Annotated in this window: 10 protein-coding genes; 8 read left to right on the top strand and 2 right to left on the bottom strand. The window is 37.7% G+C overall.

Features of this window, described 5'->3' with window-relative positions; all coding sequences use genetic code 11:
* The first annotated feature begins 234 nt into the window (after positions 1-234).
* Together CLHUN_RS12610 and glgD are read left to right on the top strand one after the other, a co-directional pair.
* A complete protein-coding gene (locus CLHUN_RS12610) occupies positions 235-1,515 on the top strand; it encodes a glucose-1-phosphate adenylyltransferase (RefSeq protein ID WP_080064952.1) in 1,281 nt (426 codons plus the stop codon).
* Complete coding sequence (glgD, locus tag CLHUN_RS12605) at positions 1,512-2,630, top strand: glucose-1-phosphate adenylyltransferase subunit GlgD (RefSeq protein WP_080064951.1); 1,119 nt, start codon at positions 1,512-1,514, stop codon at positions 2,628-2,630. The genes CLHUN_RS12610 and glgD overlap by 4 nt, the downstream gene beginning before the upstream one ends.
* Before the next feature lie 96 nt (positions 2,631-2,726).
* Here the strand turns inward: glgD and CLHUN_RS12600 are convergent, their stop codons facing one another.
* Positions 2,727-4,184: an ArnT family glycosyltransferase gene (locus CLHUN_RS12600; RefSeq protein ID WP_080064950.1), complete on the bottom strand. Its 1,458-nt coding sequence runs from the start codon at positions 4,182-4,184 to the stop codon at positions 2,727-2,729.
* Positions 4,185-4,734: 550 nt separating this feature from the next.
* Between CLHUN_RS12600 and CLHUN_RS12595 the strand changes: the two genes are divergently transcribed.
* From CLHUN_RS12595 to CLHUN_RS12585, 3 genes are all read left to right on the top strand, one after another.
* Positions 4,735-7,737 (top strand): Ig-like domain-containing domain, encoded by a 3,003-nt coding sequence (locus CLHUN_RS12595; RefSeq protein WP_080064949.1) that lies wholly within the window; start codon positions 4,735-4,737, stop codon positions 7,735-7,737.
* 314 nt (positions 7,738-8,051) lie between these two features.
* Complete coding sequence (locus CLHUN_RS12590; protein ID WP_165755743.1) at positions 8,052-11,030, top strand: Ig-like domain-containing domain; 2,979 nt, start codon at positions 8,052-8,054, stop codon at positions 11,028-11,030.
* 149 nt (positions 11,031-11,179) lie between these two features.
* Positions 11,180-13,441: an Ig-like domain-containing protein gene (locus CLHUN_RS12585; RefSeq protein WP_080064947.1), complete on the top strand. Its 2,262-nt coding sequence runs from the start codon at positions 11,180-11,182 to the stop codon at positions 13,439-13,441.
* Between the two features lie 95 nt (positions 13,442-13,536).
* On the opposite strand, the gene CLHUN_RS12580 is transcribed toward CLHUN_RS12585, so the two are convergent.
* Positions 13,537-15,369 (bottom strand): O-antigen ligase family protein, encoded by a 1,833-nt coding sequence (locus CLHUN_RS12580; RefSeq protein ID WP_080064946.1) that lies wholly within the window; start codon positions 15,367-15,369, stop codon positions 13,537-13,539.
* A 174-nt stretch (positions 15,370-15,543) separates the two neighbouring features.
* On the opposite strand from CLHUN_RS12580, the gene CLHUN_RS12575 reads away from it, so the two are divergent.
* From CLHUN_RS12575 to CLHUN_RS12565, 3 genes are all read left to right on the top strand, one after another.
* A complete protein-coding gene (locus CLHUN_RS12575; RefSeq protein WP_080064945.1) occupies positions 15,544-16,818 on the top strand; it encodes a TolC family protein in 1,275 nt (424 codons plus the stop codon).
* Between the two features lie 17 nt (positions 16,819-16,835).
* On the top strand, positions 16,836-17,954 hold the full coding sequence (locus CLHUN_RS12570; RefSeq protein ID WP_080064944.1) for a TolC family protein: 1,119 nt from the start codon (positions 16,836-16,838) through the stop codon (positions 17,952-17,954).
* Between the two features lie 104 nt (positions 17,955-18,058).
* The gene (locus CLHUN_RS12565; RefSeq protein WP_080064943.1) at positions 18,059-18,598 is read left to right on the top strand and encodes a winged helix-turn-helix transcriptional regulator; all 540 of its coding nucleotides are present in this window, start codon (positions 18,059-18,061) and stop codon (positions 18,596-18,598) included.
* Positions 18,599-18,600: the final 2 nt, after the last annotated feature.

Genomic DNA, 18,600 nt, shown 5'->3' with positions numbered 1-18,600 from the left:
TTTGCCGGTGAGTGTGAAATAGCCGAGCCGGTACACAGCAAAAAACCCCCGCGGCACCTGCCTCTTGGAAGCAGATGCCGCGGGGGTTTTTTACCGATGTGGTGGAGAATTCCAAAAAATTATATTTGGAATCTTAAAAGGAATATTAGCGATTAATGTAGAATTAATAATGATGCAAATATCTTTAAATATGCAGCTTAGTTAGATAAAATGGATTACCGGGAGTTGATGCAAATGATTAAAAGAGAGATGATAGCGTTACTACTTGCCGGAGGACAGGGCAGCAGGCTGGGCGTCCTCACTAAAAATGTCGCTAAACCCGCAGTTTTATATGGTGGTAAGTACAGGATTATTGATTTTTCACTGAGTAATTGTATTAATTCGGGGATAGATACAGTTGGTGTTCTGACTCAATATCAGCCCCTCAAACTTAATTCCCACATCGGTATTGGAAAGCCCTGGGATATGGATAGGATAGATGGCGGTGTAACCATACTTTCTCCCTATTTGAAGGCTGAACTTGGTGAATGGTTCAAAGGAACTGCAAATGCGGTTTATCAGAACATTCACTATATTGATAAATACTCTCCAAGACACGTTATAATTTTGTCAGGAGACCATATTTATAAAATGAATTATTCAAAGATGCTGGATTTTCATAAGGAGAACAATGCTGATGCAACTATTTCGGTAATAAATGTTCCCCTTGAAGAGGCGGACCGCTATGGAATAATGAACTGCCATGAGAACGGCAAAATCTATGAGTTCGAGGAGAAGCCTAAAAACCCCAAGAGCACGCTGGCTTCAATGGGCGTTTATATTTTTAATTGGGAGACTCTTAGAAAGTATCTTATTAAGGATAATGAAACACCTGGCTCTGATAACGATTTTGGCAAGAATATAATACCTGCCATGTTGGGCGACGGCAAGAACATGTGGGCGTATCAGTTCTCGGGTTATTGGAGGGATGTGGGCACTGTTCAGGCCTTCTGGGAGTCAAACATGGATCTGGTCAGCAGGGTTCCGGAATTCAATCTTTTCGATCCTGAGTGGAAGATATATACTCCCAACCCTGTAAAGTCAGCACATTATATAGGGCCTGCAGCCCGTGTGAAGAAATCCATAGTCGCTGAGGGCTGCCAGGTGCTGGGAACTGTAATAAATTCTGTTCTGTTCCCCGGTGCCGTGATTGAAGAGGGTGCTGTGGTACAGGACTCCATAGTCATGTCAAACTCAGTGATTCGAAAGAATACGTCGGTTAACAGATGCATCATAAGTGAATTTGTAACTGTTGGGGAGAACTCCAGTCTGGGTGAGGGAGACGATATACAAAATGAGTACAAGCCCGGGATATATAATTCCGGAATTACCGTGGTAGGTGAGGAAGCCAGCATACCTGACGGTGCTGTTATAGGCAAAAATGTAATGATAGATTCGGAGGCAGACGCCGAAGACTTTCCTTCTCTGGTTGTTGAGTCGGGAAAAAGTATTTTCAGAGGAGGTGTCAGAGAATGAAAAATGTTATGGGTATAATTTTGTCTGGGGGCAAAAGCACCAAATTAAAGGAGCTTTCTACTATGAGAACTGCTCCCGCCGTGCCGGTGGGGGGGAAATACCGGGCTGTTGATTTTGTACTTTCAAATATGGTAAATTCGGGAATAACAAATGTGGGAGTAATTACTCAGTACAGTTTCAGATCTCTGATGGATCATCTGGGTTCGGGTAAGGAATGGGATCTGGACAGAAAAAATGACGGATTGTTCATCTTCCCGCCGTTTTTGTCAGATGAGAGCACAGGTTGGTACAGGGGTACTGCCGATGCAATGTACAATAACCTGACATTCTTGAAAAGAAGCAACGAGGAGTATGTGATTATATCCCAGGGCAATTGCATATATACTACCACCTTTGATGACCTTCTGCAGGTGCATAAGGATACCGATGCCGACATAACCATCATGTACAGGGAGATGAAGGACGTTCCTCTGGAAGAACTGTCAAACATGGGAATTCTTCAGGTAGACAACACCCAAAGAGTTATAGATTTCCAGGAGAAGCCCATGAATCCCAATACTCTTCTGAGCTCTCTGGGCACGTATATGATAAGGAGAGAGCTTCTGATATCTCTTCTGGAAGAGAGTGTCGCCCACGGCTATTATGATTTCGTCATGGACATTATTATAAAGATGCTCCATAAGTTGAAAATATGCGGCTACAAATACAGTGGATACTGGAGGAGTATTTCCTCGGTTCAGATGTACTACAAATGCAATATGGAATTGCTGAATCCTGAAATCAACAGGGAACTGCTGGGGAAGGCCAAAATATTTACAAAGGTAAAGGATGAAGCTCCGGCCAAATATAACGAAGAGGCGGAAGTCAGGAATTCAATAATTGCTGATGGCTGTATAATAGAAGGTACGGTTGAAAACAGTGTGCTCTTCAGAGGAGTTACCGTCAAAAAGGGAGCGGTTGTAAAGGACAGTATTATAATGCAGGGCAGTGTCGTAGAAGAAAACTCAACCTTAAATTATGCAATTCTTGATAAAAGCGTTACACTGTCCAAAAACAGGTGCTTAAAGGGAGAGGAAACCTGGCCCATTATTATCGGTAAGAATGTAATTGTATAAAATGAAATATAAAAGACAGGGCAGCCGTGTGATTCATGGCTGCCCTGTTTTCTGTGTGCGATGGTGGCGCATCCCTGCATTATCAATAACTGTAGCTTATTCGCCGTATTTATCGGTTTCCGACATAATTCCACTGCCAAACATTATCAACAGCGGCATTATCGGCAAGTGGTACCTGGACTGTACTTCAAGCAGCAGATAGGATAGGAATATGGCTCCGAAGATCATTAAGATAATCAGTGCATCATACCGTCTTTCTCTGAGATGATAGAGGCAACTGCATATGGCCATCAGCACTATGGTTACATAGAAGGCCTGAGACAGCCCGTAAAATACACGGGGATGCGATTTTACAATGCTTTCAATCCGTGTTTCTCCGACGGGGGAGGTGCTCCAGTAGTAGCCGTAGTTTTCGTTGCCCCACAGGATTTCCGTTTTCTTTAAAAAGAGGGAGGGCAGCTTTAACGGTTGGGAGGTAATGCGTTCCAGAGCAATTTTTTTTGCCTCACTGTGAACCTTGTCAATATCGTAGTTGAATTTTTCTATAATACCGAAATCCTCATAGTTAAACATTCCTTTTGCCTGGTAGTTTGTACCCACCAGCAGGTTGAAACCCGAATCAGACCTTGTTACATCCACACCGGTAGCCATTTCTACAGGAATATTGATTAAATTAATTACAACCAGATAGCTCATAACCACAAGCAACACTGACTTAAGCTTTAGCCACAATCCGGCGCTTAGGTCTGCCTTGTACTTTTTAAAAAACAGTACATACACCGAAAAGACGGGCAGAAGCAGCATGGCCATGGGCCGTATAAGCTGCGCAAGAGCTGTAAGACTGCCGATGGCCAGCAAGATGAGATTGCCGTTGGTTATTTCATAATTCTTAAAAGTGTACTTATTAAAGAATTTCAGCATCAATACTGCTGCAGCCGTGAACAATACCAGAAAAAGATGCTCTGAAGCAATCACAGAGTTATACATTATATCCGCAGGCCATACTGCAAGCAGCAAGCCGGATACTTTTGCAGCCTTATGGCCGTATATGTACCTGGTTCCAAAGTAGACTATCATAACCAGGGCAACAGACATTAACACATTAAACAGCTTGGCCGCAAGCAGGCCGGGCCCAAAAACAGAGAAGAGCCCTGCCAGCACCAGACCGAAACTCATTTTAAAAGGAAACACCGAATAGAAGTCAACAAAGCCTTTAAAATCACCATGACCGGCGTTAACACCGTAGTTGTACAGGTGAAGGAAATCCGAATAGGGCTGGGTTTGTATAAAATGTACCCACAGAAGCCTTGGAACAAGGGAAATGATTATTATTGCAACTAAGAAAGGCCTGGGGCTTATTTTATCGAGCAGGTTGATTTTCAGGCACAGAAATATAAATAAGACTGCCAAGGCTACAAATAGTATTCCTGTGAAAAAAGGCAGCTTAAGAGCAAGCGGCCCGGATTTAAAGGCGCTTAGAATGAGAATGGCCCCCATAAGCACTACTGCTCCCCAGATGATAGCATGAAAAATAAAGCTCTTCAGTTTATTCAATTCGTCTATTCCTCCCTTAACAGTTTGTTCAGGTTACAGGCATATGCAGTGCCCGGCACAATCCTTAAATAACTTTCAGATTTGTGTTCACTATAATTTTACCATAATAATGCATAATGCATCTGAGGAAAATCAAAAAAGGTGTGGTTAAGTACTCCTTAAGTGTTTAATTACAATTAAATTACAGCAATTCCAGCACGGAACATATATAAAATGTACTTACCGACACAACCGGCTTATTCTGATGGGTACTTCTAAGGCAGCATTGGCAAGGGGTTTGGCCAAATAGGGTTGGAAGCAATCGAAATAAGTTTACCATAATAAGCCTCGAGGTGAAACAAACCCCATTACAGTAAGCTTACAGTTAGTTTACATGATGGTACATTATGTTGACCTATGAAAAAAATCGGTGCTATAATGAGTTCAGAAATCAGGTAGGCAATGTCTGCAAACGCTTGATTTTAAATCGTTGCAGCCGGGATACATTAATAAAAATCGTCTATTATTCCGGCATAACCAAAGCTACTAAAAATCTAAGGAGGATTTGGTAATGAGAAATCTAAAAAAGATATCTGCTGTAGTAGTTGCCGGTGCTATAATGCTAACAACAATCGTACCAGCATTTGCGGCATACTCTCCAGTAAATGGTACTAAAGCATCAGTACTTAACAAGCTAGAACTTTATGCAGGAACAAACCCATCAACATTTGATCCGTCTCTCGGAACGAAGTTGACAAGAGAACAGGGTTCAGTGCTTATAGCAAAGTTGTTCAACATGGACACTGCCGCTAACGCATTAACCGCTGAAGAAACCAATGCGATTCTTAAGGATTTCGCGGATGGAAGCAAAGTAAAAGATTATGCAAAAAAGAGATTTGCATATCTGGTGAAGAATGACATCATGTCTGGTTCATTGGATACTACCACCGGTAAACTTTATATTAACGCAGACAAGGATCTTATCGGAGGACAGTTTGCTACATTATTGCTCAAACAGTTGGGCTATGATGTTTCCGATTGGAAAGAAGCAATTGCTCAGTTATCAAAAGTAGAAGGTGCAAAGGACATAGCTGATTACCTTTCATATGCCACATCTTCTATCTTAAGAGACCAGGCGGTTGGATTGATCTATGGTGCATTGACTGCTGATTATGCAGCAGCAGGTACTGAAACAATCATAGACAAAATTGTTGCTGCCAACCCAGACATAAAGGCAGTGGCTGAAGAAGCCGGCCTTATCAACAAGGTTCCTGCAACACTTGCGGTTGAGAGCATAAAGGCTTTAAATGCAAAACAGATTGAAGTAAAATTCAATCAGGCAATGGATAAGGAATCCGCAGAAGACGAAGCTTTCTATGAAATAAAGGATAAGGGAACTACAATAATAGCTCTTGGTTCTAACAGCGCACAGTTGGTGGATTCCAAGACAGTAGTTATTACTTTGGACGGAGCAGCAGCCGATAAGCTTACAAACTCAACAGATGCAAAAGTAACAGTTAAGAAGGATATAAAAGCTGTTGCCGGAGTCAAGCTTGCAGCCGATTTTGCCAATTCAGCAGTTCAGGTAGCCGACGGAGTTATACCTTCAGTTTCAAAAGTAGAAGCAATTGGAGATACTACATTAAGAATTACGTTCTCCGAACCTGTTTATAACGGCACCAACTTAACAATTGCAAATCAGTATATTACCGTTAAGAGCGGAAGCTACACCTACTATGTACAAGGTGCAACTGCTGACGCAGCTAAGAAAACAATCACAGTAACAGTAGGAACCAAACTTATTGAAGGTCCGATTACAGTTACCGTAAATGCAGCAGGTCTTGATGCAAATGCAATACAGGATTATGCCGGATACAAAGTATTCAAGGGTGAAACAACCTTCACTTATGTTAAGGATACCACTGTACCAGCAGTTACTGTAAAAGAGGCTAAACAGGAATCAATCACTCTTGCTTTCTCAAAGCCGGTAAAGGCAGCAGATCTTAAGCTGTTCCACTCAATCAAGGACGTAGCTGCTTATCAGGCAACTGCAGTAACCACTGGCGGCTTTGTAGATGAAATAACCTTCAACTTTGCAAACAAGATACCTGCAGGTAATGTTAAACTGTTCCTGGTTAACAGCACAGTTTCAGGTAACGAATTGGTTGACGGTTTCGGTATAAAGGTTCCTGACCAGACAATCAACACTAATATAGTTGTGGATGTTACAGGTCCTGTAGTATCGTCAACAAAACTTAACACAAATGCATCATTTGAAATAGTATTTGATGAAGCAATAAGTGCAACAGAAGCTATCAAGGCAAGCAACTATTCCTTCAAATCAGTAGCAGACGGCAAGGATGTAACATTCAATATCTCTTACAATGCAGGCACTGATGCAAAGAAGGTTACTCTGGTTGTTCCCGGAAACCTTTCTGACAACACTCAGTACCAGGTAGTTGTAAAGGCTATGAAAGACCTGGCCGATAACAGCATGGCAGCAGAAGCGGCTTACACATTTACAGTAGGCGATCACACTAACCCATATGTTAACGATGCTTACGCAGTAAACGCAGACGGAAAGATATACGTAGTATTCAACGAGCCTATGAATCAAGCCCAGATGCTTGACAAGACAAATTATGCGGTTAAAACTACAACCGGCGGAGTATTCGCAGCCCTGGGAACTAATGATACAGTAACTGCATTGTCAAATAAGAGCGTTGTAATTGACCTGGCAGATGTAACAGTTAACCAGCCTTCACTTAAGATTGCAGGAATAACCGATTTGGCAGGCAAGAAATTAGGAACAGATATTGACTTTGTATACACTGCTCCAATCATAACAAATATTGGACAGGAACAGGTACAGATTGCTGATGCATACCTGATAGCCAAGAACAAGATCAAATTAGTGTTCAACAAGGAACTGGCAAACTTCGACAATACTGAATTCGCAGTATATGACAATGCAACACATACCGACTTTACACCTGCAGCAATCAAAATACAGTCGGTTGAGTCAATGACCAAGAATGCAGATGGCAACACCGAAGTAATACTCGTACTTGACAGGGAAATAAATACTGATGCCAAATTTACAGCATCTGCAGTTGATATTGAAACAGTTGCAGCACCTGCAAACACAAAATCAGTATCCGGAACAGTACTGACAGGTAGCATAGCTGAAACAGTAGTTGACAAGCTGGCTCCTGAAGTTGCTAAGTACGACCACGATACAGATGCAGGCACAGCAGATGTAGCAAAGGTTATAGCTTCCAACTACTCGGTAGCTCCTGTAAACGGTAAGGTGGCCAAGGATGTTACAGCCAAGATATCTGTTTACTTCTCAGAAAATATGAATCTTGCAAGTATGTCAACACTGACATTCAGCGTTGAAGGCTACACCGTAACAAATATAGCTCTTGACGCAGGAAACAGTTCAATAGTTGAACTGACAGTCAAGGCAAATGCAAGTGACACCAGCGCTACAACAACAGTAACACAGAACTACAACATAACTGATGCAAACAGCAACGTATTTGCTGCCGGCTCAGTATGGACAGTAAGATAAGACGGTAAGATAAGGATTTACGGGAAATAAAATAATAAGCTCGGAAATAAAGAAGGCAGAGTGTATACTCGGCCTTCTTTATTTCAGTTCTATTACAAATTCTTTACACTTAAAATGGCGTTGTTGACTGCAAAATTTGCCAGTGATATAATACATATGAAATCAAGATAGGTAAATTTAGCCATAATGCGGCTAGAGGTATTCAATCTTGAAAAATTGGTTTTACGAGTTGGGCTATAAACGGGATGAGGCGTAGCCTGCTCCGCAATTACATAGCCCACCCGCTACAAAATACACAAGGAGGATTTGAGAACATGAGAAATCTCAGAAAGTTAACTGCAGTTGTTGTAGCAATAGCGTTAGTGCTTACATCTATGGCTACTGCATTTGCTGCTTCAACTACTTACGAATTTGAAGCGCAAGCAACAGTTCTTAAAGATCTTGGCATTTGGACCGGTAATACATCTGGTGACTTAATGCTCGGAAAAGAATTAACAAGGGCTGAAGGTGCAGTTTTAGTTCTTAAGACTGTATTAGGCAAGACAGAAGCTGACATGGAAGCTGCGGACGTTACAAGCATCGACACTTTTGATGATGCTGCTAAAGTTCCATCATGGGCAGAAGGTTGGGTAGCACTTGCTGTTGAAGCTGGTGTTGTAAAGGGTTCAGACAACAAATTAAATGCTGCTGCTCCTTTGCTTGCTAAAGACCTTGCTTCAATGTTCATGAATGCACTTGGTTTTTCAGCTGAAAATGACTATGCTAAGGCTGTTGAATTATTAGCTGCTAAAGCTACTATTACTTCAATATCAGCTAAGATACCTGCTGGCGACGCATTATTAAGAGATGCTGCAACTGCAATCGTTACTGATGCTTTAACTGCTAAAGCTAAGGACGCTACAGAAACAGTTATCGTTAAGTATGTTGGTTCAGATGCAAGCTTGAAGGCTATAGCTGAAAAAGCTGGTTTGATAGCTGCTCCGGCTGTTGATTTGGTTGTTGAGTCAATCAAAGCTTTGAATGCAAAGCAGATTGAAGTTAAGTTCAACAAGGATATGGATAAAGATTCTGCTGAAACAGAAAGCTTCTACTCAGTAAAAGACAAGGGTGGATCTACAGAAACTACTCTTGCTTCTGACAGTGCTTCTTTAGTTGATTCAAAGACTGTTGTTATAACATTGAATAATGATATAGCTGACAAGCTCACCAACTCAAGTACTGCAAAGGTAAAAGTTAAAAAGGATATCAAGGCTGCTGATGGTAAAAAATTGGCTGCAGATAAGGAACTTGACGTAGTTGTTCAGGATGGTATACTCCCAACAGTAACTAAGGTAGAAGCTACTGGAGAAAAATCCATAAAGCTTACATTCTCAGAGCCAATTTATGGTGGAGATACAGCTACTTATACACAGGGTGGTACATTTGATTCCAATTTTGTAGTTAAGAGCGGAACATATACATACTTTGTACAGAATACCACAATTTCAGGTGTAACAGTTACCTTAACACTTGGAACAAGCCTTATAGAAGGACCTATTGTTGTAACTGTAAACAAGGATGGTTCAACTGCAACTGCTGTTCAGGACTACGCTGGCTACAAGGTATTTAAGGGTGAATCAACATTTGATTATGTGAAAGATACATCCGTTGCAGTTGTATCAATTTCTTCTGCTAAGCCAAACGAAGTAAAAGTTAAGTTCAGCAAACCTGTAAAGGCTGCTGATTTAAGATTATTCCACTCAATCAAGAGTGTAGGTGCATATTGTGCAGATATTGCAACAACAAGTGGAAACTATGTTGACGAAATAGCATTTACATTCCAGAATGCAGTACCACCTGGAGACATCACTTTCTTCCTGGTAAACAGTTCAACTGCAGGCAGTGAATTAGTTGACGGTTATGGTGTAAAGGTTCCTGATCAGACATTAACAGCAAAGGTTGTTGCTGATGTAACAGGTCCAGTAGTATCATCAACTGAATTAGATACAAATGTTGCCTATAAGATTACATTTGATGAAGCTTTAACTTCCTCATCAATTGACAAGAAGAATATTACTTTCAAATCAGTATCTGATGGAAAAGATGTATTCTACAACCTGACAAATGATGCTGCAAGAAAAGTCCTTACATTGTCTGTACCTGGTAACCTCGCTGATAACACTCAGTATCAGGTAGTTGTTAAGAATGCAGAAGATATGTATGGAAATAAGATGGCTGCTGAAGCTACATTCACATTCACAACTGGTGACAATACTCCTCCTTCTGTAAAAAATGATGATTGTTATGCAGTAGGTTCAGAAGGAAGAATTTATGTATTCTTCAGTGAGCCTATGAATGAAGCTCAGATGCTTGACAAGAACAACTATGCTGTTGCCACAAGTGTTGGTATATCTGTACTGGCTTCATTAGGATCTGATGACACAGTTACTAAGCTTTCTGAAAAAGCTGTTGTAATTGATATGGCGTCAACTGTAAGTCAGCCAGTGGTTAAAATAGCTCCTATCATGGATTTGGCAGGTAAGAGATTAGGAAATTCTTTGGATCCAGTTCTTGTGAAGAACAACATTTATGAAGATCAGGCTAATTCAACCTACATTAAGGCTGAGTCAGTATTGATTGAAAGTGCAAAGTTAATTGCAAAGAACAAAGTAAAGGTTACATTTGATAAGGAATTATCATCATTTGCTAACACAGATATCACATTTACAACTGACGGTAGCGTATTTGATGCTATAAGAGTCCAGGCTGTTGAATCACAGGTGAAGAACACTGATGGTAAGACAGAAGTTGTATTGGTTCTTGATAAGGATATGGCTACAAATGCCACATACACCAGTGCAAATATTACTTGTGGATCTATAACTACTCCTAATTCTGTTTCAGTTTCTGGAACTAAGTTACAGGGAGGTCAGGGAAAACAAGTAGCTGACTTAGTTGCTCCAGAAGTAGCTAAGACTACCATAAACGGTTCTGATGTACCAAGTGTCATATTTACAACAACAGCTGCCCTGAATGTCAGCGGTAAAGTTGCAAAGAATGATAATCTTCTCATTAATATTACATTCAGCGAAGGTATTAAGTCTGCTACATTGTCTACATTGACATTCAAAGTAGAAGGCTATACTGTAATTGGTATCAGCAATGGTTCAGATAGTAATGTTGTAACAATTACTGCTAAGGCTAATGATGCTGTAACTCCATATACTACAGTTACTCAGGTATACAATATAACTGATGCGTCACCAGATGCTAATGTATTGGCTTCCGGTACTGTTTGGAATGTAACTAAGTAATTTAAGTCATTAAAAGAGCTAAGACATTGTCTTAGCTCTTTTTTTAGTCATTTTTATTACAACTAAGTGCGGAATATGTAATTACTTCAATATATATGGTATTATTTACTTAGTAAGGTAAATAAGCTATATATATCAGGAGGCGGAAAATGTACAGAGGAAGAATAATTGCGTTATTACTTATAGTGTGTATATTTATTTCTTTTATGCCCACAGCAAGCGCACAAGAGAATCTGGATGCCAATGCGAAGGCAGCAGCGTTAAATAGGCTTGGCTTAATAGATGGGGACGGCAAGGGAAATTACGGCCTGGATAAAAATCTGAAAAAGTATGAATCCATAGTATTTATCATAAAGCTGCTTGGAAAGACAAAAGATTTTGAAGCAAATAAGGGGGAGTTATCTCCATCTTCATTCACAGATGTCAAGTCTTCAGCGTGGTATGCTCCATATATCTCATATAGCGAGCAATACCAAATAACAACTGGAATTGGTAACAATAAATTTGGAGTAGACCAAAATCTTTCAGAACAGGCATTTTTGATAATGGTAATGAAGGTACTGGGATATACGGGACCGGAGGATTTTAGCTGGAATAAAACTGTTTTTAAGAAAGCATATGAAATTGGCCTTGTACAAGATTCAGCATATCTTGATAAGACAACTGATAATTCGAGCTATACAAGAAGTGAGGTTGTAAAAGTTATGTATACTGCGCTGGGTTTAAAGCCAAAAGGCAGCAGTATGACATTAATCCAGCAGCTTGTTAATTCTGGTGCCATTGACAGAGAAACTGCCGCTTCCACTGGAATTCTGAAAGATACTGTGGTGACAAAAGTAAATCAGGTGGTATCCCTGAATGCTAAAAAGGTCAGGGTAGAGCTGTCGGAAGTTATTAATTCAATTGACTCAAATAGCATAAGTATTTATGAGACTAATAATAAAAATAATACATTGAATGTGTCAATAAACTCACATTCCGGAAATGCTTTAGTTTTGGATACATCAACTCAAATTGAGAATCTTAGTTATACTATTGAGATAAATAATGCTGTTGATATGGAAGGAAACACAATTCCTGTTATCTCAGGCCAATTTAATGGATATAAGATTGTCGCTATCAAATCTGATCTATTTAAAATAAGTATGGCTGAACAAATATCGCGTTCAGAAATGGTTGTATATTTTACACAGCCGGTCAATGAAAACATTGAGTTTTCACCAAATTATGAGATTGAATGCAACGGTGAGGTATTTGCCAAGGGTGATGACTTAAAGGTGAGTTTAGCAGGGGACAGCTATAGTGCCGCAGTAGCATTAAAGTCAAAGGTATTTACTCCTGGTACGGAGTACGTAATAAAGCTATCCGGTGGGCTGATTGGCTCTTATGGAGTAGCACTGGGAGATGGTAATGGAGATCAGTATTCGTTTATATCAAAAGATATGGGAGATTCAAAACTTATACTTAACAGTATAAATGCCATAAACAGTAAAGCCATAAAACTGAATTTTAATAGGAAAATAAACAACACTTTAGCACAGCAAGTTTATAATTATAGTATTACAGATAGTGAAAACAATCCTATCCAGATAGAGAAGGCATTTGTAATTAATGACTCTGGGTCAGAGGGAAAGAGTGTGGTTTTAAGACTTAAGACACTTTTGGACAAAAATAAGTCATATGGCATGATGATTAATAGAATTAATGACATATCAAAGCAATATAGTATTGAGGAGCAAAGCTTCACATTTAGCGGAATGTATACGAATCAAAGTTCATTAACGGTAACCGATGTCAGCGTTGATGATGCATACTCGATCTCAATAGCATTCGACAGGCCAGTAGATACGAAATCGGCATTGGATATTAATAACTATTCAATGACCGACATTACATACAGCAACAAGTTTGCTCCTTCTGCAGTCCGTTTCACGTCTATAGACCAGAAGACAGTGAAGTTGTTTTTTAAAGAAGTTAACAAGCTAGTAGTAAATCGGCCATATACCATAAAGATACCAAGTACATTCCAGGATTACAGTGGAGAAACTTTAAGCGGTACAATTGAAAAGACTTTCCTGGTAAGAGCGGCAGATGATATAAAACCCAGTATTAAAGAGGCTGAAATAATTGGTTCAAATGCTGTTAAAGTTACCTTTAGCAAAGAAATATCAGTAGATGTGCCTAATGCATCACCTCAAAATTATATGCTCGATTACATTGATAAAGATAGTTCTTACAAAAAGTATCCAATAGCAATAACTTATATAGATAGTTTTAATGTGATTTTACTGTTTGATAAGCTGGACAAAACCGTTCAATATAATCTCTATTGTAAGAGTGTTAAAGATTTCGGCGGCAATGAGACTACTTTGGATGAAGGGAAGAGATTTACGGTTATATTAGGAGAATAATCGAGGAATTGATTCATCAATAAAAAATTTAAAGCCAGTAAAACGGCACTGTGAGAAACATCCACAGTGCCGTTTTTATATAAGTCATGAAGAAACTAAACCTTTAAATTAATATTGCTTAAGTGCGATCTATAGAGCCTGTTAGAGGCTATGCCCACTCCTAAAATAATCCAGAACACGGGACTGACACTTATAACACTATCGTTGGCCAATGCTGAAACCATAAATCCAATAACAGCAACTAAGCAACTGACACCTGATATAAAATATATGTTATCGGATCTGTTCATAATATATAATTTTATAGATACTATTGCATACCAGATAATAAATACCAGGAAAGCGAATAATGATAATAGTCCAGTATTAACCGAAATTTGTAAAAACATATTGTGAGGTTTATCAACAATCATATATGGAGTACTGAGCCCTTTCACCTTTCCCAGAAAGTCATTCTGAGGAAAGACAAAGGCGTAAGTGTCAGGGCCATGTCCCCAGAAAATTGTATCCTTGAGCAGGGGTATAGTCCTTGACCATATATAACCCCTGGAGGAAGCAAAGGTCTCCTTGCCTTCGAAGCCAAATTTTTCAACATCTACAATATCAACTTGATTGCCTCTATAGTCCATAAATTTAAAATAACCAGAGTCTTTATTGACGCAAATATTAAAAACGGTATTGCTTGTAGTGATATTAAATATTGCACCATCAACTATTACCTTGATACCTTCATATCTTGGATCATTGAAGATCAGGGTCTTATTGTCAGTTTCATCAATTTTAAAATCTAAACTATTACCTGCCTTATCGGAGAAAATACATTGATAAGTGGAATTGTCGAATTGTATATTTAAAACATTATCAACTGTTATTATGCTTGCACTATTTTTAACCAGTTTAATATCTTTAAGGCTATTATCAGGTTTGGTGGTAGCGGCAATTTCAGCATTAGGTGAATTATTTTCACTTTGGGTAATAGACTTTGTAAATCCTGCCAGCAATGTGCCTTCAGCAGTTATGTTCATGAAAAATAAAATGCCAACCAAGCACAAAAAGAGAGGGATAACAGACTTCCATGATTTAATAATCTTTTTATAAAGAATAAGTAGTATAAATAGAATGGCAATAAATGAGGCAATATAACCTGTAGAGGATAAACAGCCCACCAGAGTAATAAATGTAAGGCAGCTAAAAATCCCAGAAAGAATTTTATATTTTAAACTGTTTGAGAACAGGAAGAAGACCAGACTTATTGGAAAAAGCATTGAGAAATAGCTTCCCACATAGTTTGGGTTGTATAATGTGGCATATATGTATCTGGTAGGGAATTTAAACTCCAAGGATTCGCCTATTTCTTTATAATCATTGGCTGACAGCATCAGATGTTTTCCAAAATCAGACTGAAGTATATCAAATCCCCAAAATTGACTTATTCCAAGTAGAGAAATGATAACTGCTGAAAGTACCAATGCGCCAAAAAGTATTTTAACATCCTTTTCATAAGTGATAAAATGTGCTGCAAGAAAGCAGGTTACCAAATAGCAGGTTAAAATTAAAAAGCCTTCGAATCTGTCATTAAAACCAAATAATGACTGATGCTTATAGTCAGAGAGTACTGTGGAGGTTATCACACCCAAATAATATATCCCTAAAGGAATAAATAATTTGGAAATCTTAAAGGTGAATTTTTTAAAATAGAAATACCATAAACAGACCAAAAAGCTTATTACAGTCAGCGTCCCTAACCATATTGCTTTAAAATAGTTAAAAAAATCCGGATAACTGTCACTGTTTGGACTAAATAATAGAGAAGCTCCTGTAAGTGTTACAGTTTTTAGATGAACAATAAGAGGAACTATCAATAAAATCAAAGCTAATGGAATTATCTTGACATAACTATCATTACTAAGAACTTTTTTTTTACTCATAATCTTAACCACCTTCCTTTTCAGAATTCATTTTAGCATAATAGAAATAAAAGGTAAACATTTGTGTAGGGCAGTTTACAAATATAATGAATTAATTAAGAAATTTTGTAAATTTGTAATACAAAAAATTAATATTTACGTATATACTTAAGTAGGAACGAAAGGAGGGAAATAATGCTGGCAAATATCAATAGGCAACATAATACCATTTTAAAATTGTTAGTGTTAATAACTGTCATATTTGTAACAGTAAGTACAAGCGTAGCCAATGCCATGACGAATGATAATAAAGATTATGGCATTAATTTGAAAAACGCTCAAAAAGCAGCTATAGCAAATACGCTTAGCCTAAAAGAGCTGGACCAAAAAATAAATCATCTTCTCAGCGGAAAGGATTATAATCCATTAATATATAAGGGATTAGAAGATAATGTTCAGAGGGATATAGCGGATTTGTATTCCAAAGCCTCCAGCTCAAATAATATAACCAGTATGGAAATGGGTATATTATATGGATATTATGCTATGTATGGGGAGACTGCATATTTTAATAATAAAGATATCTCCCATATTTTTAATCCGGAGAATTATCCCAATTATTCATTGTGGAGTAGTCTTTTGAGATACGAATTTAATAAGAAATCAAGCATTAATAATATTTCTTTAAGCACAAGGAAAATGTTTGATAGCATCCTTATTCTCAATGACCAGATAAGTATTTCTGATGCGTCTCTACAGACAGCTCAGAAGGCACTAGTTCAGGAAAGAAAGAGATTTGAACTGGGAGAGATATCAAAAAGTTCTCTTGAAAAAAGTGAACTGAATATTGAAATTCAAAAAAAAGAGCTGGGCAAATTACGCAGAAATGTTGAAAATATTAAGTTTGACTTAAAAAAACTATTAGGTATTTCTTTGAAAGATAACATTGTTCCAGAGGACTATGATTATACAAATTTAACTGAATTAATGGACTATCATGAATACCTTGACAAGGCCGTGACTAACAGAAATGAAATATCCTTCGCATGGCTTAATTACTGGGATGGCAAAAATGCATATGGGCTTGTGAATAATTCATATATGGACAATATGCAGAGCGTAGGGCTTCAGCTCCAGCGGGAAAACTCCTTAAACCAGATAAGAGAGGCGGAGGAGAGTATAAAAGAAGCTAACATTAAAGTAAAACAGGAGATTCTCAGTTTATATATAGCTGCAAATGGCAAATATTCAGTGGTTAAAGCTGCCGAGAACTCTGTTGCCTTGAAAGAAAAGAATTATAAAGCTGCTAAAACTAAATACAGTCAAAAAGGAATTTCCAAAACAGATTTGGATAAAAGCCTGCTGGATTTAAATACTGAAAAAGTAAAATATAGAAAAGCCGTTATTGAGTACAATACTGCAAAAGAAACCTTGGAGGTATCCTGCAGTGTTGGTATAGGGTTAACTTGAATAAACGAGGTGAAATAATGAGAAAATTGGGAAAAAAAGCTATATTTCTGGTATTGAGTTTAATATTTACTATTTCGGCCAATATTACATTTGCAGAAAGTCCTGATAAAATAAGTTATAAATATGCTTTAGATTTAATGATAAGTGTAAATGAAAATTTAAAAACTCAGGATGCAAAAATAAAAACAGCACAAGATAGGTACTATAATGTTTGCAGCATCGCTGTGGATGCGAAATACAATGTTGGAAGAAGTGATGTTGAACAGATTGAATATAGAAATCAGGAGTTATTATATCCGGTGCAAAGCTTCAATTCTCTTACATACATGAAAAGTAGCAAGGAAGAAACAATTCGGAACCTGAAATCGGATTTAACTGAAAAATATTTTACCTTACTTATCTTAAACAAACAATTTGACTTGAAGCTTAAGACTGTCAATAATACAAAGAAGGAATTGGAAACTGCGGCGCTTAAGCTTAAGTCGGGAAAAATAACAAGTTCTGCGTATGAAAGTATTAAAGATAATCTGGATATTGAGAATTTTAATCTGGAACAGTTAAGAAGAGAACGGCAAAATTCATTATTAGGTCTGAACGCACTTTTAGGAAATAAGCTGGACAATGAAATAGTTTTGACCGAACTTGACATACCCGGAGTTAATTACAATATAATATTTGACAGCCAACAGATAGACACCTTTATATTAAATAATCAAAAAACAGACATGTCAGTAAAGAGACTGAAAAATGAGCTGGAAGAAGCCAAAATAGGGCTGAAAAACATAAATGATAATACAAACAATAAGAATTATCCTGGCAAGGAGGCATTAGAGGATACTATTGCCAATAGTTCATACAAAATAAACAATGCACTTTCAGACGTTGAAAGTAATATAAGAAAAGATTACAACACCCTGTTGAATAGTAGTGATGACGTGTCAATCAACAGTATAAAGTATGATTTAGCTAAAAAAGACGCGGATATCGCCCAGAAAAAGTATAAACTTGGGACTATCGATTACACGAGTATGACAGAGTATATTTCACAAAGAGACAACGCTGAAATATTATTGTTAAAAGCCAAGCTAAACTTATATATGCAGAGCCTGGAATTTTCCAAGTATTTGAGTAAGTAGAAATAAAACACCAGAGGTTAAATCTGGTGTTTATTTATTTGACAAGGCTTTTCAATTGGAATATAATTAGTGTGTTCAATATTTGAACACAGGAGAGATTTTGGGTGGACAAAGAATATATTTTACTTAATGAAATAGAAAAAAATGAAAATATAACTCAGCGGGAACTGTCAAAGAAAGCGGAACTTTCTTTAGGCAGCGTTAATTTGCTAATAAACAAAATGGTGCATGAGGGTCTTATTAAGATTAGACAGATACCTATGAACAGGGTTGCCTATATGCTCACTCCGGCAGGAGTCGCTGAAAAGGTAAAAAAGACAAGAGTTTATATAAAATTACATTATGATTTCATAATTGAAACAACAAAGAAAATAAAAAGTTTGTTAATAGATATGTTAGAGCAGAACTACAGTATATATATAGTTCTCGAACATGACGAAATAAGCGAGTTGGTTAAAATGGCAGTTATGCAGATTAAAAATAATAAAATAAAACTTATTGATAGACATTGTTCTGATTTTGACATCCATGATTCTTTTAAAAATACTCAGGATAAGATAGTTATTATTGTACTTAGTAATGAAGAATATAGTCAACTGTCACAGAAAAATACATCAGTAATAAATTTGCTTCAACTAATTTAAGT

The sequence above is a fragment of the Ruminiclostridium hungatei genome, assembly GCF_002051585.1.
Classification (GTDB): domain Bacteria; phylum Bacillota; class Clostridia; order Acetivibrionales; family DSM-1351; genus Ruminiclostridium; species Ruminiclostridium hungatei.
Note: the sequence above shows the minus strand (reverse complement) of the source record. Positions and strands in the feature narration are given on the sequence as shown.